At 42.1% G+C, this 18,432-nt stretch carries 19 protein-coding genes; 3 read left to right on the top strand and 16 right to left on the bottom strand.

Going from position 1 to position 18,432, the window contains the following annotated elements:
• Nucleotides 1–76: 76 nt before the first annotated feature.
• From BLR32_RS27780 to BLR32_RS27715, 14 genes are all read right to left on the bottom strand, one after another.
• Nucleotides 77–352: an acylphosphatase gene (locus BLR32_RS27780; protein WP_089836835.1), complete on the bottom strand. Its 276-nt coding sequence runs from the start codon at nucleotides 350–352 to the stop codon at nucleotides 77–79.
• 582 nt (nucleotides 353–934) lie between these two features.
• Nucleotides 935–1,552 (bottom strand): 2'-5' RNA ligase family protein, encoded by a 618-nt coding sequence (locus BLR32_RS27775; RefSeq protein ID WP_089836833.1) that lies wholly within the window; start codon nucleotides 1,550–1,552, stop codon nucleotides 935–937.
• Nucleotides 1,553–1,784: 232 nt separating this feature from the next.
• Nucleotides 1,785–2,546 carry a triose-phosphate isomerase gene (gene tpiA, locus BLR32_RS27770; RefSeq protein ID WP_089836831.1) on the bottom strand — a complete coding sequence of 254 codons (762 nt, stop codon included), beginning with the start codon at nucleotides 2,544–2,546 and terminating at the stop codon, nucleotides 1,785–1,787.
• A 29-nt stretch (nucleotides 2,547–2,575) separates the two neighbouring features.
• Nucleotides 2,576–3,742 carry a putative sugar nucleotidyl transferase gene (locus tag BLR32_RS27765; protein WP_089836829.1) on the bottom strand — a complete coding sequence of 389 codons (1,167 nt, stop codon included), beginning with the start codon at nucleotides 3,740–3,742 and terminating at the stop codon, nucleotides 2,576–2,578.
• Nucleotides 3,743–3,810: 68 nt separating this feature from the next.
• A complete protein-coding gene (locus tag BLR32_RS27760; RefSeq protein ID WP_089836827.1) occupies nucleotides 3,811–4,062 on the bottom strand; it encodes a type B 50S ribosomal protein L31 in 252 nt (83 codons plus the stop codon).
• A gap of 156 nt (nucleotides 4,063–4,218) precedes the next feature.
• A complete protein-coding gene (locus BLR32_RS27755) occupies nucleotides 4,219–4,710 on the bottom strand; it encodes a YajQ family cyclic di-GMP-binding protein (protein ID WP_089836825.1) in 492 nt (163 codons plus the stop codon).
• A gap of 150 nt (nucleotides 4,711–4,860) precedes the next feature.
• Nucleotides 4,861–5,598, bottom strand: a complete 738-nt coding sequence (locus BLR32_RS27750; protein ID WP_089836823.1) for a head GIN domain-containing protein — start codon at nucleotides 5,596–5,598, stop codon at nucleotides 4,861–4,863.
• 50 nt (nucleotides 5,599–5,648) lie between these two features.
• Nucleotides 5,649–6,734 (bottom strand): fimbrial protein, encoded by a 1,086-nt coding sequence (locus BLR32_RS27745; protein ID WP_089836821.1) that lies wholly within the window; start codon nucleotides 6,732–6,734, stop codon nucleotides 5,649–5,651.
• Complete coding sequence (locus tag BLR32_RS27740; RefSeq protein WP_089836819.1) at nucleotides 6,718–7,269, bottom strand: hypothetical protein; 552 nt, start codon at nucleotides 7,267–7,269, stop codon at nucleotides 6,718–6,720. The genes BLR32_RS27745 and BLR32_RS27740 overlap by 17 nt, the downstream gene beginning before the upstream one ends.
• Nucleotides 7,269–7,838 carry an RNA polymerase sigma factor gene (locus BLR32_RS27735; protein ID WP_089836817.1) on the bottom strand — a complete coding sequence of 190 codons (570 nt, stop codon included), beginning with the start codon at nucleotides 7,836–7,838 and terminating at the stop codon, nucleotides 7,269–7,271. Before BLR32_RS27735 ends, BLR32_RS27740 begins: the two co-directional genes overlap by 1 nt.
• Nucleotides 7,839–8,025: 187 nt before the next feature.
• Nucleotides 8,026–10,488, bottom strand: coding sequence for a TonB-dependent receptor (locus BLR32_RS27730; protein WP_089836815.1), 2,463 nt, complete (start codon nucleotides 10,486–10,488; stop codon nucleotides 8,026–8,028).
• Between the two features lie 297 nt (nucleotides 10,489–10,785).
• Entirely contained in the window at nucleotides 10,786–11,211 is a 426-nt protein-coding gene (locus BLR32_RS27725) for a hemerythrin domain-containing protein (protein WP_089836813.1), read from the bottom strand.
• A gap of 2 nt (nucleotides 11,212–11,213) precedes the next feature.
• A complete protein-coding gene (locus BLR32_RS27720; RefSeq protein WP_089836811.1) occupies nucleotides 11,214–12,512 on the bottom strand; it encodes a prolipoprotein diacylglyceryl transferase in 1,299 nt (432 codons plus the stop codon).
• A 175-nt stretch (nucleotides 12,513–12,687) separates the two neighbouring features.
• The gene (locus tag BLR32_RS27715) at nucleotides 12,688–13,101 is read right to left on the bottom strand and encodes a BrxA/BrxB family bacilliredoxin (RefSeq protein WP_089836809.1); all 414 of its coding nucleotides are present in this window, start codon (nucleotides 13,099–13,101) and stop codon (nucleotides 12,688–12,690) included.
• 230 nt (nucleotides 13,102–13,331) lie between these two features.
• Between BLR32_RS27715 and BLR32_RS27710 the strand changes: the two genes are divergently transcribed.
• Both BLR32_RS27710 and BLR32_RS27705 read left to right on the top strand, forming a co-directional pair.
• Nucleotides 13,332–13,787, top strand: a complete 456-nt coding sequence (locus tag BLR32_RS27710; protein ID WP_089836807.1) for an Hsp20/alpha crystallin family protein — start codon at nucleotides 13,332–13,334, stop codon at nucleotides 13,785–13,787.
• 148 nt (nucleotides 13,788–13,935) lie between these two features.
• Nucleotides 13,936–14,775 carry a hypothetical protein gene (locus tag BLR32_RS27705; RefSeq protein ID WP_089836805.1) on the top strand — a complete coding sequence of 280 codons (840 nt, stop codon included), beginning with the start codon at nucleotides 13,936–13,938 and terminating at the stop codon, nucleotides 14,773–14,775.
• Nucleotides 14,776–15,352: 577 nt separating this feature from the next.
• Here BLR32_RS27705 and BLR32_RS27700 read toward each other — a convergent pair.
• Both BLR32_RS27700 and BLR32_RS27695 read right to left on the bottom strand, forming a co-directional pair.
• A complete protein-coding gene (locus BLR32_RS27700; RefSeq protein WP_089836803.1) occupies nucleotides 15,353–16,750 on the bottom strand; it encodes a type III PLP-dependent enzyme domain-containing protein in 1,398 nt (465 codons plus the stop codon).
• Between the two features lie 231 nt (nucleotides 16,751–16,981).
• Complete coding sequence (locus BLR32_RS27695) at nucleotides 16,982–17,617, bottom strand: WbqC family protein (RefSeq protein WP_089836801.1); 636 nt, start codon at nucleotides 17,615–17,617, stop codon at nucleotides 16,982–16,984.
• A 337-nt stretch (nucleotides 17,618–17,954) separates the two neighbouring features.
• Here BLR32_RS27695 and BLR32_RS27690 point away from each other — a divergent pair, with 337 nt between their 5' ends.
• Nucleotides 17,955–18,410 (top strand): LEA/WHy family protein, encoded by a 456-nt coding sequence (locus BLR32_RS27690; protein WP_089836799.1) that lies wholly within the window; start codon nucleotides 17,955–17,957, stop codon nucleotides 18,408–18,410.
• Nucleotides 18,411–18,432: the final 22 nt, after the last annotated feature.

Here is an 18,432-nt window from a genome sequence, read left to right as displayed (position 1 = left end):
TTATTTGCAGCTGCAACAGGCACCTGCAAACAAAAACCTATATAAAACTATTAAACAATAACAGCATCAGCGGATCTCAGTGCACTACATCAAACGCTTTGTAATCCTGTAAAGGGGCAACAGTAATAATCAGCTCAGTAACTTTAGCAAAAGGTGGTCCCTGTCTGCACCAGGCAATAAACGCTTCCATCTTACTCTCATCTCCTTCTGCAGTAATCAGTACATTACCATTGGGTAAATTCCTCACTTCTCCTGTAATGCCAAGATCATCTGCTGTGTGTTTCGTACTGGCCCTGAAATACACTCCCTGGACTTTTCCTTTTACCAGGATCTGCTTATGTATCTTTTCCATATAACGCGGTGATGAAGGATGAGTAATTGTATTGCTCAAATCTACAAACAGCCATGTAAACGGAAAAATTAAAATCTGAATGAGAATGGGTTAACAAACATGGGATAAAAGCCAATAAGAAAAGGTATTTTATGTATTTATGTTATATTGATAATGCGGACTATGCAGTGTTATGAAAACAATGCAGCGACGCAGAATTATGTGGTTTTATGAATATGGCCGCAAATGAAGTCTGTCGGGTATTTCGCAATCACCCGCTTATATAACAACACAGACAATGCTTGCTATGCAGTTTTATAGAAATGTGATCGCAGATGAAATCTGAGGGTATTAAAAATCATCGCTTATAAAGTAACACAGATCATGCAGCTATTATATTGTATAGATCCGCACACCGTATACACCTGAACTAACTGCCTATGCAGCTTTCAAAACACATGGCATATGCAGATTATAGCAACAGTTTACCGGATAATACCGCTCAACAGACCTAACTGACGATGTAATATGGAAAATATACAGCGACTATATTGCGTACGCAACCATGTAGCCTACCTCGTTATAGCACTACAATTTATACGATTATGCAGCGTAATTCGCGTAGTTAAACAGCGTTGCATCCTGCTGAACAGCTTCATCTCCGAATACAAATTCCTTCACAAGTTCATAGCTACCGCCACTGGCTGGCTTACGCAATAATGAAAAGCTCTTGCATTGGAAACTACGTACAAAAACCTGGTTGTAGAAGTGATCATATACTTTATCAAATTCAGGTGTACTGATAGCTCTTGCAATGGTGATATGTGGCTTGAATGAACCTGGCTTTATATCAAACTCCTGCAGTATTTTTTTATGCAGCTCAGCGAGAGGTTTGGGATTAGCTACATTGATATAAATGGTACGTTTGTCAGGACCATGTTCAAAATGATCAAACTTTGAGGTATATAACGTGAAGCCTGATTGTTTCTTTGCTACATCATCCAGCAGATGAATAAAATCATCCTGAAATCTTGCAGGAAATACAGATCTGAAAAGGCTGATATGGGCTTTGGAAAAGCGACTGCCATACATTCCCAATTCCTGGGCTACTAATTTCTTCAATGCTGTTACGTCATTGGTAATGTTAGTACCGGGACTTACTACCAACAAGTAATCATACAATGTTTCCTGTTCAAATGCAATGTTGTTATTTGTATGCATAACCAAGTAAGTTTTTAACTTAAGATGTACTGGTTATTTGAATATTGACAATACAAATATAAAGAAGATTTCCTGAAATACTAACTTTTTTAGCATAAAATACTAACTTTTTTTGCTCGCTGATATATCAAACTGGAACTGAATCTGATACGCCAATCCTATGTGGGGCCTTATGCATAAAAAAGCAGCCCACCCGCGGCGGACTGCTCTACAATGATATATTCTTTTACAATTATCCCAGCTTCTGAATAATAGCGAGGAAATCAGCAGCTACCAGAGAGGCACCACCGATCAGGCCCCCATCCACATCCGGACAAGCGAACAGCTCTTCCGCATTGGAGGGTTTAGCGCTACCGCCGTATAGGATAGTCATACGTAATGCTGCTTCCCTGCCATATTTAGCAGCTATCTGAGCCCTGATGAAAGCATGCATATCCTGAGCCTGAGCAGCGCTGGCAGTCAGCCCGGTACCGATCGCCCAGATTGGCTCATAAGCAATCACTACATTTTTTACCTGCTCTTCAGTCAAATGGTACAGACTTTCTTCCAGCTGTTTTGCTACATATTCGTTTTGTGTTTCTGCCTTTCTCACTTCCAGTGGCTCTCCACAGCAGAAGATTGGTTTCAGGCCGTTAGCAAGGGCCAGGTCAATCTTCTTCGCGAGCGTTGCATTACTTTCCTGGAAATACTCCCTTCTTTCAGAGTGTCCCAATATTACATAATCAACACCTACAGACTGTAACATCTCAGCAGATACTTCACCGGTATAAGCGCCTGATTTTTCAGATGCGCTGTTCTGGGCTCCCAGATAAAAACCAGGAGTGTTTTTTAATAATGACTTTGCTTTCAACAGATACGGAAAAGGCGTGGCCAATACCACTTCCTGTCCATCTTTCAATCGCAGGCCAGCCTGCAAAATGTCATTGATCAGCTGTTCTGCCTGGCCCAGGGTCAGGTTCATTTTCCAGTTTCCAGCAACGATTTTTTTTCTCATGTCTATCGCTATATTGATTTTAAAAAGTGTTAATCACGTAAAATTGTGAAAAGAGCTTCCAGTACCTGTCTGTCCGCCGCTTCCATTTGCCTCCCTTTAAACTGCATCCACATACCAGCATCCCTCACGGCCTGTTCCAGCCGGTAAGGTTCCAATCCGTCGGCCCCACCCCATGAAAAAGAAGGAATGAACTTAGGAGGCAGGCTTCCGCCGAAAATGTTGCAGGATACGCCAATGACCGTTCCGGTATTGAGCATCGAACCGATCCCGCAGCGGCTGTAATCACCCATCAACAGTCCGCATTTCAGACCAGCAGACTCGGTTCTGTTATAGGCTTCCATCCATACTTTTACAGTGCTGGCATTGTTCTTTAGATTGGAAGCCGTTGCGTTTGCCCCAAGATTACACCATTCCCCGATCACGGCATCTCCCAGATATCCATCATGTCCTTTGTTGGAATGGCCGAACATTACCACATTCTTGATCTCTCCCCCACCTACACTGCCGGGTCCCAGGGTCGTAGCTCCATATACCTTACTTCCCATCTTCAGTACGGCTTTTTCTCCCAGTGCCAGCGCTCCCCTGATCAGGCAGCCCTCCATAATCTCCGCATTTCTACCCACATATATAGGGCCAGTACTCGCATTGAGGATACTATGTTCTACAACGGCTCCTTCTTCCAGGAAAATGCGCTCGGGCGCTGTCACCTTATTGGTATCACTGATGGGAGCAGATACCCTCTCTTTTGTCAGCAGTTCAAAATCACTCCGGATAGCCTGATCATTCAGTAAAAAGAAGTCCCACGGCATCCTGATCCGGGATACCGCACCAAGATACTCTTTTCGTTCTACAGCTTCTGCATCCAGGTTGTTTCCGGCAACAACTTTTGCAATCGGCTCATCGCCTTTATACAATTCCTGGCCTGGTTGGAGCTCCTGTATAGCCTGCACCAGTGTCTCATCTGGCAACACATGCCCATGGATCAGGACAGCATATACTGCCTCGTCTTTCTTAAGAGGATATTTCTTTTGTAAGTGGGGAACGGTAAGGTAACTGATACCGGCATTCAGCCAGTATTCCCATTTTTCCCGGATGGTCAGTATACCAATACGGCAGGCTGCGACCGGTCTTGTATGGGTGAAGGGATATAACAACTCTCGTGCAGGTGTGTCAAAAAGAATGTAATTCCGCTCCATAGGGGATAAAAATAAAAAATCCCACCGGAAATGCCGATGGGATTAGTAAAATTATTTTAAAGGCCTTATTAGGCTTTCTTAGCGTAACGCTTGTTGAATTTGTCGATACGACCTGCTGTATCCACCAATACGTTCTTCCCGGTATAGAAAGGGTGAGAAGTATTGGAAATTTCCAGCTTAATTAACGGATATTCATTACCATCTTCCCATTTGAGAGTTTCTTTGGAAGGAGCGGTAGAACGGCTTAAGAAAGTGTGTCCGTTAGACATATCTTTGAATATTACAAATCTGTAATTTTCTGGATGGATTCCCTGTTTCATCTGAATTTAAATTTTCTTTTTGTTACCAGATGCAACCCCGCATATTCATTCCTCTGATTGCATGATGAATGCCATGCTTGGTTTCAACCAATATTATTAGACAGGGTGCAAAGGTAAAATAATTTTTTCAAAAACAACAAGAAAAGACTAAATATTTTAGCTCTTCATGTTGGTATACTGTAAAGGAATGCCTAAGTTCGCTTCCTTTGTTTTCTGTATAACCTCTTGTAAATCATCTATTTTCTTGCCGGTAACCCTCACAATATCATCCATAATGGCGGCCTGCACCTTGATACCAGAATCCTTTATCAGTTTTACAATCTTCTTGGCATCTTCCTGTTTGATCCCGTTTCTTACCGGAATCTCCTTTTTTACCACTTTTCCACTCTGATATGGCTCCTTGCTCAGGTCATAGATATTTGCGTCAAGTCCCTGGCGCATTGTACGGCTTATCAGCACATCTATTACCTGTGTCATCTTCATTTCGCTTTCCACTTCCACATTTAAGGACAGGTCCTTTTTATTCAATTCCATGTTTACATGGGAATCTTTAAAGTCGAACCTGGTGGTAATCTCCTTTTTTACGGTATTTACCGCATTGTCAAGTGTCTGAGTATCTACTTTGCTAACAATATCAAAGGACGGCATGATAAAATAATTTTATAGCGTTAATGGCTTAAGGGAGACAAATATAAATCATACTGAGGAGTTATAAAAAAACCCCGGGACGATACCCGGGGTGTGTTAACGGAATGCTTTCCGATAACCGGCTGCGTTGTATGCAGCCAACAACTGTGTTTAGTCTATTTTGGAGATCTTAGCCATACCGGAAGAGGACTGATTAATAACAGGTGATCCTTTATAGCGGATTTTACCCATTCCGGATACGCTGAGATCCAGTTTTTTCGCAACAGCCACATCCAGCTTGCCGGAACCTGAGATCGAGATATTAGCATTATCAGACTGCAGATCCAATGCTTCCACGTCAGCAGAACCGGATATATCATACCTGGTGGCAGGGATACTTCCTTTCAGGTTCAGATGGCTTGAGCCCGATACCTCTACCCGCAGATCATTTGCATTCAGGTCCAGTTCGGTATTTGTAGAGCCGCTGAAAGAAAATTTCACATTACCTCCTTTGAGTTTGCCTTTGCTATAGAAACCTCCGCTTCCGCTGGAAGACAGCTCTTCCAGCTGGTCCAATGTTACATAGACATTAATGGTTTTGGAAGGCTTGATATCATATCCTTTTTTTGTATAGATCTCAAGATCATTACCGCTCACCTTAGTGATGATCAAAGGCAGCAGGTTATCATCCGCTTCTACCCTTATATCGTGTTTCGCGCCCTGTGTAATGTATACATTATAGGATCCGGAGGTCCTGATACTTCTGAATGGTCCTTCAGTGCGGGCCTCTTCTTTAATATTTCCACTCCCCCTTACCTTTTCATTGTTAATGATGGTAAACGCAGAAAATGTGAACACGGAAAAGAGCAATAGTACTGGTAATAACCAGCCAAGACGTAACGTTTTCATAAATGAGATTTAGCGGTGAGAGTTTACATGTTTAACGAAGGAATTATTTGTCAACGGCTTTCAAAAGCGATGTTGCTGTACACGCCATTCACACTTATGGATGGAGATCTGTCATCAGCAGAATTGGTAGAAGCCGTATATGTTAACTGCGAGTTTTTCTTAATGTTGACAACATTTTTCAGTGAAAGCTCTCCCGTGCTCACATCTCCCCGGTTAAACTGCACCTTTATGTGTAGGCCAAGCCGTTGTGGTACGCCCACCTTCACATCTGTATAGGTCAGCTGGAAATCTCCACTCTTAAATCCTGTGCCTAATGTTTTAGCCGAGAAGTCGCCGTACACCAGTTTTGAACTGATCTCTGTCTGTACTTCTGCAATACGGAAATCAGTGTAAGTATTCTTGCCGTTAAAAGAGCCTACTTTGTTTACATTATATTCATCATAATTGCCGGAAGTGTTCAGACTACCCACAGTACCCAGGTTATATTCGCAATAGTTTGATCTGGTTACGAGTGATGAAATCGCATCACTTTTAAGATTGGAATAGTTAGCTCTTATGTTTACTGATTCTGCCTTTCCTATACGCCCGCGATCGCAATAATTCATATTGAGATCAAGTTGCCTCTCCGACTCCTTAATATCGTAATTACAGTAGTTCATGTTGATCGATGTAGGAAAGGAAAGCACATCAGTGATAATATCTCCGAAATTATTGTCGAGGGATAGTTTAGCCAGTCTTTCAGGCACATACAACTCATAGTCGATGTTCACATAATCCTTGGAATCTTTTTTACTTCCCCAGGAAAACCATTTGCTCCCGGACGCTGAAGGATTGTATACGGTTTGCAGGCTTGCATTATTTCCGCTGTTGTTCATATCAATATCTACCATATTGACAATGGAAGTAGCTTCTTCCACACTCTTACCAAAACCGGTAATCGTGATTGTTGCCTTCACTTCATTCTTCTGCCATGTATGGACAACGATCTTACCATATTTGTTAGATATACTAAGGTTTGTACCAGCATTTGTACTGAATTCTTTTACTATAACTTTTTTGAATTCACTATCGCCTTTTTTACCATAGGTAAGTATAGGTAACAATAAAAATAACAGAATACTAAATTTCTCTTTCATAATCAGATTGCTTTTGGCTTACGGGCTGTTTTTCTCTCAGCTCTTCTAATATTTTATCCAGCAGGTCCAGTTTAAGTTGATAGTAGCGGACCATTGCTGCTTTAATTCTTTCGTTACCTGGATTCTGTATCAGTTCGGTTTCAAGTACCTGATACGTTTCATTGCGCAGTTCGAGCTCTTTACGCGCCATGCTATCCAATCCCAACAATGCATCAGGATAGCGTTTGATAGTTTCCAGCCGCTGTTCGATCTGTGCGGTGTAATACATTTTGGCTTCCTGCATTTCAGGCGAAACATTTGTAAGATGTTGCGCTTTCTTCATCTGAATAAACTGATAGATCATGACACTATTTACCATCAGCACCAGCACGGCGGCAGCTTTCAGCCAGTGACGGCCCATCAGTTGTATTACTTTCCTTTTTTTACCTGGGGCTAGTTGCTGTTCTAACTCTGCCCAGACTCCCGGAGGAGGTCCGGCCTCTTCAAAATTCTGACGGTGCTGCCTGACAAAATCTTCAAAGTTACTTTCCGACATCAGCGTATTACGTTTTTTTGTTTAATTATCTGTCTCACTTTATCTTTTGCACGCATGTACTGTGTTTTCACTGTTGACTCAGAAATATCAAGCATGTTGGCTATTTCTTTATGTGAGTACTCTTCAAATATGTACAAGTTTAAAACGGTACGGTAACCGGGCGGTAAAACGTGTATGGCCTCTTTTATCGCTGCTACCGTCCATGCAAAATTATCTTCGTCTACGATTGCGTTATCTTCTTCTATGTCTATATTATCTACTTCTTCAAAGTATACTTTCTTCCTCCGCAGGTGACTCAGACAGTGGTTGACCACTATTCGCTTGATCCAGGCTGTCACACTTCCTGCATTCTCCAGGCGCTCAATGTTCCTGAATATCTGCATAAAAGCCTCCTGCAAAGTATCTTCAGCATCCGCCGTGTTCCCTGTCATACGCAAACAGATGTTATACATTGCACCTGAATATGCGTTGTATAGCTCACGGAATGCGTGCACATCTCCCTTTTTACACCGGGATACCAGGTGGTCTGTTATGGTAGTATTGTTCAAGTTGTTGGCTGATGCTTGCATAATAAAGACATTATTTCAGAAAAAGGTTGCACGGAACGGGGAATATTTTTGGAGACAGCAGGGGCTAAAAACACTCAAAACATCACAACTATATAACTATCAATAATTTACTAATTCAAGAAAGGACGCAACCTAAGAATAGGTCGCGTCCCGTTCCATCCTTATATATACCTAAAAACAGGTCATATTAGTTTCCGTTTTTTACGCGGTTCTGTTCATCTTCCAGACCCGTTTTACGGGTGCGGGCGGCTTTAATGCTTGTGTTTCCAAAACGGTAGTTGAAGGTGAGCCTTACCTGCCGGCTTTCCCATTTGCTGGTTACACCTGTGTAACGGCCTGCATTTTCAAAACTTCCGCGGAAACGCTGTACGTTAAAAACGTCACTTACGTTGAGTTTAATATTTCCTTTCTTGTGCAGGATCTGCTTGGAAACGCCCAGGTCAACAGCAGACATTGGCTTCATTCTGAACAGACCCTCATCGGCGATCTGTGGAGAAAGATAGAAGACACTTACTTCAGCCGCGATACCTGCCGGTAAGGTGAAAGTCTGTTGTGTGCGTCCCATAAATCCACCGCCTGAAACACTTACAGACTGGTTATCGACAATAGTCTGGTACTTGTTATAATACGCTGACAGATAAGTAAAGCTGCTCCACCATTTGGTGATCGTCACCGGGAAGGAAATATTCAGGTTTACAATGTCTGATTTTGCAACGTTCAGGTATTTATAACGCAGGGTGAGTGTATCTCCGGTATTTACATCCTTGTCAGCTTCCACGATCTGTGTGATCTTATTTTTCGTGTGTGTATAGCCGACTGAAGTAGTCAGGAAATGTTTAAATGTATGTGTCAGCTCAATATTGTTAGAATAAGAAGGCTTAAGATAAGGGTTACCTGCTACGATGGTATATCTGTCCAGGTAGATCTCAAATGGATTCAGATCTTCGTAATCAGGTCTCTGCAAGCGACGGCTGTAAGAAATTCCAAGCTGATGATTTTTTGCGGCATCGTAGCTTACAAAAACACTTGGAAAGAGATTAAAGTAGCTGGTATCTGTTACCCGGTTGATAGTAATGGAATTGCCTTCGACATTACTCTGTTCTGCACGTAAACCTAATTGTACATTGACTTTTTTGAACTGTTTCTGGAAGTTGATGTACGCTGCATTTACATTTTCTTTATAAATAAAATGATTGGAACGGTTCTTATCATATACCCAGTTACCGCTACGTAAGGAATCAAATCTTACGTCGTTATCCGTTTTTACAAAGCTCAGTTTAACCCCTGCTTCGAATTTAGCCTGGTGAGGTAAAGGATGAACATAATCAGCTTTAACCGTTTTAATATCGATCGTATTAGGCTGGTTATTACGTGAAGTATCACCATGCATATAGTTCTTACCAAGAGCATCCCAAATAGTAGAATAAATGCTGTTACCCTGTTTATCTGTATTGCGTGCATAGTCCAGGTCCACATTCAACTCCCTGCCTGTTGTATCAAGAATAGCTCTGTAGTTTACATTATAGGCCCATCTTCTCCAGTTTCCTTTATTGAAGGTATGTGTCTTCAATGTTGAATCTATTGTTTCCTTACCTCCTATTAAGGTGATAGAATTTGCCGGTTCACTTTGGTCCCTGAAGCCTGCATCTACCATTACGCCAATCGTGTTGTTCTTATTGAGGAAATAGTCCATACCAACTTTAACGCCGTGATAATCTGATTTCCTGTTGCGAACGTTCTGCTGATCGAATACGTTGTACTGTCCGTTCGTAGTACCTGTACGGTATAATCCAAGATGCTGTTCATTCTCCCTGTGATTATAGTTATAGGATCCGAAGAGGTTGAACTTCTCATTGCGATGGTTCAGGTTCAGCGAGCCGCCCCATTTAGGAGTCAGGCCATAGGCGCCAAATATTGAGACGTTACCGTTAGAGCCTACTGTTTTGTTTTTCTTCAGTTTAATGTTGATGATCCCGGCGTTGCCCGCTGCATCGTATTTGGCGGAAGGATTGGTGATCAGTTCAATTTGCTCAATATTACTACTGGGCATACTTTTCAGCAGCTGGGCAACGTCCTGGGAACTCATATTAGTGGGTTTACCATCAATCATGATGATAACACCACTCTTATTTTTGAGGTTAATGTTATCGTCTTTGTCTATTGAAACACCGGGTGATTTTTCCAGCACTTCCATGGCAGTACCACCGGAACCGATGATGCTGTTTTCGACGTTTACTACCGTTTTATCGGCCCTCTGCTCGATAAATGGCTTTTTTGCAGTTACATTCACTTCTTTCAGATTCTTTGCATCTGTACCCAGTGAAAGTGTTTCAATGTTTACAGGTGCGCTTCCCCTGATCTCAAAAGGTTTGCTAAAGGCTTTTGTCATACCGACATAGGCAGCAGCGATCAGGTACTTGCCCTGTTTCACCTGCTCGAATTCATACTTACCGTTGATGTCGGCAATAGCCCCTTTCACCAGGGAGGAGTCTTTTGCTTTTAATAAGGTAATGGTGGCAAATTCAACAGGCTTGTCCCCTGTTTGTGTTACGCGGCCAGCGATCCTGGCGGTCTCAATGGTCTGTGCCTGGATGGTTTTGATGCTGCACAGTAATAAGAAGGAGGCCAACAATGTAGTAGTCGATTTCATATAAGGATGATTTAAATTTATTATAAGCTTCTTTTCAACTTTTTGCTGTTATAGAACCATTCTTGATAAAGAACCTTTCTTAAACAGCTACAGTGTAAAGGTAGGTATTGTGCAATGCATAGTACATAGTTTTACACAAGCGGTATCCTGGCAGGGATGATTGGCAAAAGTTCAAGAAAGGTGACAGGGAGTTTTTTATAAAGACGATCGAAAATGGGTTTCGTTACAGGATAGGCTACAATGAAAAAGGCATTGCCCCAAAAAAGCAATGCCTTGATAATTATAAGGTTATTGAACTCAGGTCCACTTTATAGCTTCCAATACTTCGGGAAGTTCTGTCTGCAGTTTCTCAAAGAATACCCTCTCTTCCTTTCTTATGTGCTCCTCCAGGCTTCTGGCCAGCACGTCCATTGCGGAAATCAGGTCTGTATTTTCAGTGAGAGCGCTATACATACGGGAGATCTTCTGATGCTCCTGATTCAGTTCTTTTATTATTTCGTCTATTTCGGGATGACGGCCGGCACATACTTCAAAAAGATATTCTTCTTTCTGGATATGAGGGACCATTACTTCCTGGAAGACATTCACAATATAGGCAAGCTTCGCATTGGTTTCCAGGGGGAATCCTTCATAAGCTGCTGCATCTTTTTTTAAGTACCTGCACACGAACAGTAAACGCTGGTGTTCATGTGACAGCGGTATCAGGACCGGGTGTCTTTGCATGTTCAGGCTGCTGGTTTTGGCGCTTTATATATTTTACGGCAATACCAGACTAATGCGGCGCCACCTATTATCATTAAAGAAGAGATTATTTCTGCCTGAGTAGGACGAAATCCAAAGATGTCATATTTCGTGTTTACCCTTATTTTTTCGATGAAGAAACGCTCTAATCCGTTCATTATAAGGTATACTCCGAAAATAACACCCGGAACAGTGATCTTTTTACGCAGGCTCCATAAAACAGCGAAGAGTAAGAGACAAACGATGATCTCGTAAAGGGCTGTAGGGTAAACCGCTATAGGCAATACGCTACAGTATTTGCCCGTGCAGCCAGCCATCTGTACACCTTCGTTGATCACGTTATGAGGATATCCATAGGCAAAGAACCAGTCTGGCAGGAAACTTAAGCCGCCGGGTTTAGTAAACGCAGCATGAGGTATGTGCTCCAGGCTTCCATACTGCCGTATGAAAAACTGTTCATTTGCTTTCAGTACTTCCTGGAATTTTGATGGATCCACTGCCTGCACCTTGCCTGCTGCGTCGGTGATATAACTGCTGTTATAAATTCCCCAGTCACCATCTCCGGAAAAGTGGCATCCCATACGTCCTACTCCATAAGCCAGCATCAGTCCGGGAGCTGCACTGTCTATCAGATGCCAGATATTGATCCCTTTTTTAGCTGCATAACGGATAATAACTATAGATGCGAGGATAAGTCCGCCGTAAAACGTAAGACCACTAAAAGACAACAGTGCGCCTATAGGGTCCTGTACAAAGTCGCCCCAGTTCTCCAGGTTATGAAAGATCTTGGCGCCCAGCAGACCGGCAACAGCTGCCATGACTGTAAAATCGGGTACCCGCTGATGGGGCATGATCATGACAGTTTCTTCTTTCGGCTTGGGCAGCTCCTGCTTTTTGGCAGTTCTGTATTTCAGGTAGGCGAAAACACCTCCCAATACAATTCCTCCCAACAGGCTTCCGCGGGCGGATAATATATATGACTGAAGATCCTGGGAGGCTTCCGCCCATTCAAAGGCTAATCCTAATATCTTGTATCCTAACACAAAGCCCAGCAAACCATGGATCAGTACTTCCGTCATGTTAACCGGCTTACCGGTGATCACTTTCTCCGGTACTCCCGTCAGCCATCCTAATTGTTCTCTTCTTTTTAGCTCGCTTGTCAATACATAAGCGGCCGCCAGAAAAGCAACGGCTACAAAAAAACCGAATGTCTGCAGAAGTTTAAGTAAAGGGATGTCTACACCGAATAGGTCGTGAAACGCGTAATATAAATTAGGATACATAGCCAAAAAAAATTGGTGATCTGAATTTTCCTATGAACAAAGCCGAATTAGTCAAATGGAAAATCAAACCACCAAAGTAAGCTGTAAAAATCACAAATTCCAAATCATAATTCCTTTTTCTATTGTGTATATAATATGTTAACAGTAGAAAAAAGAATTACGATCCGGATAAATTTTAGCAGTATTGCTCAAACGCGTCAACCAGGTTTGCAGCGATCATCTGTGCAGGACGACCTTCGATCATATGACGCTCAATAAAGTGTACCAGCTGACCATCTTTAAATAAAGCGATCGCAGGTGAAGATGGAGGGTAAGGTAACAGGTGAGAACGGATCTGTTGTACAGCGGCCATATCAAACCCTGCGAAGCTGGTTGTTAATCTGTCGGGTTTCTTCTCGCTATGAGCTACAGCTAATAAAACACCCGGACGAGCAGTACCGGCAGAGCAACCACAAACCGAATTGATCATTACAAGTGTCGTTCCTTCCTGTTTTAAAGTCTCATCAACTTTTTCTGGTGTGAGCAATTCTTCAAAACCATTATCTGTCAACTCTGCCTTCATTGGCAGTACAAGTTCTGCTGGATACATATAACTACAATTTTTTTTGTTCGATAGTTTTCACAAAGTTAATCATAAGCTGATAAATAGAAAAACATGAATGAATATGCCGTAATGTCACTTAAAAGTAATCGAAAACGACAAAAAGTCTGTCGCATAGCCCCATATTATAGCAAAATAGCAGGTTTAATGCCATGGTATTCTGTTTGCATATACTCTCACGAACAAATTTTTAAAACAAACACTAAAATTTATAAACTATGACATTCGTAAAATTCAACCAGGCACCTGCAGTAAAATCCTTCGGTGGTTTAGTAGAAGAAATTTTTAATAATGCCGGTTTTAACAAAGCCTGGAAAGACGATTTTCACACACATGATTTTTATGGCGCTTATCCCCCAGTGAACATCACAGAAACTAAAGATGCCTACCAGGTAGACCTGCTGGTTCCGGGATTATCTAAAGAAGATTTTAAGATCAATCTTGAAAACAAGACCCTGACTATCAGTGCAGAGAAAGTTGCAGAAAGCAAAGATGAAAACCAGAAACAATTACGCAGGGAGTTTAGCTTCCGTTCATTCAAACGTTCCTTTACCCTGAATGAACAGGTGGATGCTGAAAAGATCCAGGCTAAATATGAAAATGGTATACTGAAACTGCAGCTGGCTAAGAAAGAAAATGTGCAGGACGCAGCTAAAGTGATTGTTGTAGAATAAGAGAAAGGTTGAATAAGTGTGAAGTCCCCTCCTTACCGGAGGGGATTTTTTTATTTTAGCCTGTTTATCAAATTCGTGAATAATTCACACAAACGTTTAAGAACGAAACTGTTTTTAAAAGATAATTTGCCATACAACTATATGGGCCATGCCGCAACTGTTCAAAAAAATATCTACACTGGCAGTTAAAGTCTACCGCAGCACTGAAGATGCGGTGATTGGCAATGCGTTACATATTACTACCGACTCAAGGGATAGATGTAATGTGAGGCTATTATTTGATTATCTGTTCTTTCACCTGCTACTTTTAATCCCTGTAGCCCTCATTGGACTATATACACATAATACAACGGAACTGTTACTGATCGTCGCCTTTCTGGTCTCCCTCGGGGGATGCCTTATAATGGTCCGTGCCGGCGTACCGGTCAAAACCGTTAGTATCATTGCGGCCTTTGTTACATTTATCATTCCTGCGGCCTGTTCCTTTTTAAATAACCAGGACCTTTCCCTCAGATACTCCATGATCTGGATACTGAGTGTCCTGTTTTGTTATATTACTACCAATATTGCGGCTACACTTGCCCTCGGCGGACTGCTCTGCAGTTATCTAAGCCTGGTGGCCTGGATGAAGGTGAATAATGTGGTGACTTACGTGATGCCTGGCTTTACCCCGGAACAGAGCTTTATTTTTACTCCCGTGCTGGCCGGTTTTTACATCATATTCCTTATCAGGGTGTTAGGCGCTCACTACCGGAATATCTTCAGATCGGAACATGAGCGCACGCTGCAGAAACAAAGACAACATTCCTCTTTGCTGAGCCAACACCTTACCAAACAATTCATTATTCTCAAAGGACTCTCCCGCTCGGGGAAATCCAAGTACCTGGATGGAAACAGGGAACTGCTGGAAGCCTGCCTGATAGAAATTGAAAAGCAATGCGAGAGTGCTATAGACTACCTGGATAATAGTCCGCACCTGGAAAGTTAAAGGCCAAGTCCGGCGGGTACACGTCCGTGTGAGAGGTATGATATTATGGTAAAGAACCAATTAAAAAATTACAACTTTCGGGTATTTCCCACCTTTCAGAACGCCCTTACCTTTGTTATGTAAACAAACAGGGTCCTATTCTCCCTATACACCGACTGATTCTTTTTCTCCCTATACACCACAAACCTTTTTATCCCTTCTCAGTCTTATTTTCCTATATGCTTTTGACGGTAAACCTATGCCATGAAATCCCCCGGGGGTAAATTCCTGGGCTACAAACACGTGACCCTTAACCGGGTCGAATGCCGGAGAAACAATTCACCGCATTTCAGCCCGCCTCTGGCGGGCTATGTGTTTTTTGGCAGGAACGATAATCCGGAGTATACTGTTAAGGGCATATACCAGACGCATACCGGACGTATACCAGACGCATCCCGGGATAAACACGAGACATACACGACGTATATACGGCGCATACACGACGCATCTTCCGCTTCAAGACAATGCCTAATGGTATAAAAACAAAAAACCCCGCGAGAAATCGCGGGGTGTGTCAGTGGATTACTAACCCATTTTTTTAATAACCCAAAATCTTTAACATACTCTGGGCGGTCTGTTCCTTGGCATACAGCCAGTCTTTCAGTTGCCCGTTTTTGTCATATCCGACGATCACATGTTTCGGTGATGGTATCAGACAGTGCTTGATACCGCCATAACCGCTCAGCTGATCCTGGTAAGCCCCTGTATGGAAGAAACCGATGTAAAGCGGTTCTTCTCCGGATAACTTCGGCAGGAATACTGCATTTATGTGTTCTTCAGAAGTGTAAAAGTCATAACCGTCACAGGTCAGCCCTCCAAGGTGTACCTCCTGGTATTCCTGATCCCATTTATTGATCGGAAGCATCAGGAACTTCTCACCTATTCCCCAGGTATCCGGCAAGGTGGTAATGAAGGAACTGTCAATCATATACCAATTTTCCCTGTCGTTCTGCATCTTTTCCCCTACCACGCTGTAAATTACAGCACCGCTTTCGCCTACGGTAAAGGAACCGAACTCAGTATAGATATCAGGTACCGGCACCTTGTTCTTCTTACAAACACTCTTGATGTTGGCTACGATCTCATTTACAATGTAATTGTAATCGTAATCGAAGCCCAGGGAATGCTTGATCGGGAATCCGCCACCTATGTTGATACTATCCAGCTCAGGACAGATCTTCTTTAACTGGCAATACAGGTTCAACACGCGGTTAAACTGGCTCCAGTAATAGATATCGTCCTTGATACCCTTGTTCATGAAAAAATGCAGCATTTTCAGCTCAAATTTTTCATTTCCCTTCAGCTTGTCTACATAGAACTCCAGCACATCGCGGGAACGGATACCTAATCTGGACGTATAAAAGTCAAAGGTAGGTTCCTCTTCAGCTGCAATACGCAGCCCCAGTTTCACCTTATCCTTCGCGCGGATAAATTTCTGGTAGTCTTCCAGTTCCTCTTTGTTATCCAGTACGGGGATCACATTGCGGAATCCGGAGTTGATCAGACGGGCGATCGCTTTTGTATACGGTTTGGTCTTATAACCGTTACAAATCACGAACGTATCCTTGTTGATCTTCTTCCTTTCGTACAACTTGGTAATGATATCAATATCATACGCGAAGGAAGTCTCGATATGTATATTATGTTTCAGCGTTTCCTCCATTATAAAGGAGAAATGCGAGCTTTTGGTGCAATAACAATAGTAGTAGTTCCCATCGTACCTATTCTTCTTAATTGCATCCTGGAACATTTTCTTGGCCTTGTTTATCTGCATTCCAATCTTCGGCAAATAAGTCAGCTTGAAAGGTGTCCCGTACTTGTCGATTAAAGCCTTGATATTAACCCCGTTAAACTCCAGGTAGCTGTCCTGTACGTCAAATCCTTCCTGTGGAAACTCGAAGGTCTGGTTAACGAGATCTGTGTAGGTGCTGTTCATTTAAACCTATGAAACATTTTAAGGATTAGTAAAAAGCAATCACAACCCTCGCTGGAAAACTCCTGGTTTACACACCTACGTCAGTTCGAAACCCAGCAAAATTGGTTGCAAAGCTAAATATTTTGTCCAATTGGCTGGGCAAAAACTTTCAATTTTTTTTAAATGGTTAGATATTATGCTAAAACGTTACATATCAAGCAATTGATGCTAAATACATATGTCATTTTTATACTATCTAAGCAGCTCGATACTCCGCTTTCCTTCGCAGAAAATCAGGTCAAGAATACTCATATCCGGTAGGAAACCAGTCCTTTCCTGGAAGACCTGGGTATAGCGGACTGTATCTTCGTCTACCTCCTTCGTTGAGGGATGCATGACATCCCTTACATCAGTAATTCCCTTACCGGCCTCATATATTTTATGATACTCATCCGTAAAGGTGATCGGAGAAGTCACACCCACAATCTTATTAGCCCATTCCAGACACATGAGGTTCCAATCAAGCAGATAGGTTACCTCTTTTGTAAAAAGCCTGCCCAGCTCATCCTCGTAATATTCAAACCAGGGAGAACGGCGGTAAGCAGACACAAGCGTCTTCCAGTGCAGGGCCTGCCATCTTTCATCATTACTGATTCGAACATCTTTCATGACAGTTCTCTGGTTCTTCCCACGAGCCAGGGGAACACTCAAAAGTATGCTTCCGTTCGGTCCGGCTATATAACACCTGTTACGAAAACTGACCTTCTGGTAGTGTTCATATCTTTCAATCAATAATATATCGTGGTTAATTAAAGTTTTATAAAAGGAAATGTTCGGAAAGTATTGTGATTCAATAAGTAATATCTTCTTAGTTGTCTCAGCTGCCATATCGTCAAAAATTGGTGTTTTAGAGCTAAAAATGTATGTTTCAATTAGTTGAAAGGTTTACCTTTAATTAACTGACAGGCAGACTTAATTTCCTGATAAACAATTCATAGAAAAATTATAAATATGCTATTTTCATTAGCATTTGAGTACTTAAAGTAAATAATTAAATGCCTGCAAATTTACTAAACTCTTTAGTAGCTTTTTCAGTTCATTTTTCCTTTTTTTCACTTCAAGTAAAATGTTAGGTTATGGTTTTGAGGCCGTTAAAACTTTCCTAATTCCCCATCCACCCCTTGACGTTCTATTCAGTTTGCCGTAGGTTTGGTAAAAATTTGTCATGAGATTTTTTAGACTGGGTATACTTATTATGACAATCTGGGGCGTAGTTAGTTCATGCGAAAAAGCAAAAGATCTTGAATTTGTCAGGGTTGCCGGAATCAATTTTGACAACCTCGGCTTTTCCAAAAGTGTCGTACGGCTGACCCTGGCTTATTATAATCCGAACAATTTTAAGCTGAAACTGAAGGACGCTTCTTTCGATCTTTTCCTCGACGATACCCCGGTCGGACATTCTGTTCAGGACACCATGATCGCCATTCCGGCAAGGGATACTTTTTACTTTCCGGTAAGACTGGAGGTAAACATGGATAACATCTTTAAAAATGCTTTAGGCGCCCTCATGAATAAAGAGGTGACCATTAAGGCTACGGGAAATTGTAAAGTAGGTAAAGGCGGGGTTTATCTGCCGTTCCCAATAAAATGCGAAACAAAACAGCCACTCAAGTTTTTCTGATCATAACCGTGTAAAAACTAAA

Origin of the sequence: Chitinophaga filiformis (genome assembly GCF_900102545.1) — a bacterium.
Lineage (GTDB): Bacteria > Bacteroidota > Bacteroidia > Chitinophagales > Chitinophagaceae > Chitinophaga > Chitinophaga filiformis.
This window is presented reverse-complemented; position numbering and strand designations above follow the sequence as displayed.

What these genes read in the sequence shown, in the direction of transcription:
- tpiA (WP_089836831.1), bottom strand. Translation starts at nt 2,546, where the DNA reads ATGAGAAAAAAAATCGTTGCTGGAAACTGGAAAATGAACCTGACCCTG.
- BLR32_RS27715 (WP_089836809.1), bottom strand. Translation starts at nt 13,101, where the DNA reads ATGTATCCAGCAGAACTTGTACTGCCAATGAAGGCAGAGTTGACAGAT.
- BLR32_RS27700 (WP_089836803.1), bottom strand. Translation starts at nt 16,750, where the DNA reads ATGAACAGCACCTACACAGATCTCGTTAACCAGACCTTCGAGTTTCCA.
- BLR32_RS27725 (WP_089836813.1), bottom strand. Translation starts at nt 11,211, where the DNA reads ATGCAAAGACACCCGGTCCTGATACCGCTGTCACATGAACACCAGCGT.
- BLR32_RS27720 (WP_089836811.1), bottom strand. Translation starts at nt 12,512, where the DNA reads ATGTATCCTAATTTATATTACGCGTTTCACGACCTATTCGGTGTAGAC.
- BLR32_RS27760 (WP_089836827.1), bottom strand. Translation starts at nt 4,062, where the DNA reads ATGAAACAGGGAATCCATCCAGAAAATTACAGATTTGTAATATTCAAA.
- BLR32_RS27730 (WP_089836815.1), bottom strand. Translation starts at nt 10,488, where the DNA reads ATGAAATCGACTACTACATTGTTGGCCTCCTTCTTATTACTGTGCAGC.
- BLR32_RS27755 (WP_089836825.1), bottom strand. Translation starts at nt 4,710, where the DNA reads ATGCCGTCCTTTGATATTGTTAGCAAAGTAGATACTCAGACACTTGAC.
- BLR32_RS27690 (WP_089836799.1), top strand. Translation starts at nt 17,955, where the DNA reads ATGAGATTTTTTAGACTGGGTATACTTATTATGACAATCTGGGGCGTA.
- BLR32_RS27735 (WP_089836817.1), bottom strand. Translation starts at nt 7,838, where the DNA reads ATGCAAGCATCAGCCAACAACTTGAACAATACTACCATAACAGACCAC.
- BLR32_RS27705 (WP_089836805.1), top strand. Translation starts at nt 13,936, where the DNA reads ATGCCGCAACTGTTCAAAAAAATATCTACACTGGCAGTTAAAGTCTAC.
- BLR32_RS27775 (WP_089836833.1), bottom strand. Translation starts at nt 1,552, where the DNA reads ATGCATACAAATAACAACATTGCATTTGAACAGGAAACATTGTATGAT.
- BLR32_RS27710 (WP_089836807.1), top strand. Translation starts at nt 13,332, where the DNA reads ATGACATTCGTAAAATTCAACCAGGCACCTGCAGTAAAATCCTTCGGT.
- BLR32_RS27780 (WP_089836835.1), bottom strand. Translation starts at nt 352, where the DNA reads ATGGAAAAGATACATAAGCAGATCCTGGTAAAAGGAAAAGTCCAGGGA.
- BLR32_RS27740 (WP_089836819.1), bottom strand. Translation starts at nt 7,269, where the DNA reads ATGTCGGAAAGTAACTTTGAAGATTTTGTCAGGCAGCACCGTCAGAAT.
- BLR32_RS27695 (WP_089836801.1), bottom strand. Translation starts at nt 17,617, where the DNA reads ATGGCAGCTGAGACAACTAAGAAGATATTACTTATTGAATCACAATAC.
- BLR32_RS27745 (WP_089836821.1), bottom strand. Translation starts at nt 6,734, where the DNA reads ATGAAAGAGAAATTTAGTATTCTGTTATTTTTATTGTTACCTATACTT.
- BLR32_RS27765 (WP_089836829.1), bottom strand. Translation starts at nt 3,742, where the DNA reads ATGGAGCGGAATTACATTCTTTTTGACACACCTGCACGAGAGTTGTTA.
- BLR32_RS27750 (WP_089836823.1), bottom strand. Translation starts at nt 5,598, where the DNA reads ATGAAAACGTTACGTCTTGGCTGGTTATTACCAGTACTATTGCTCTTT.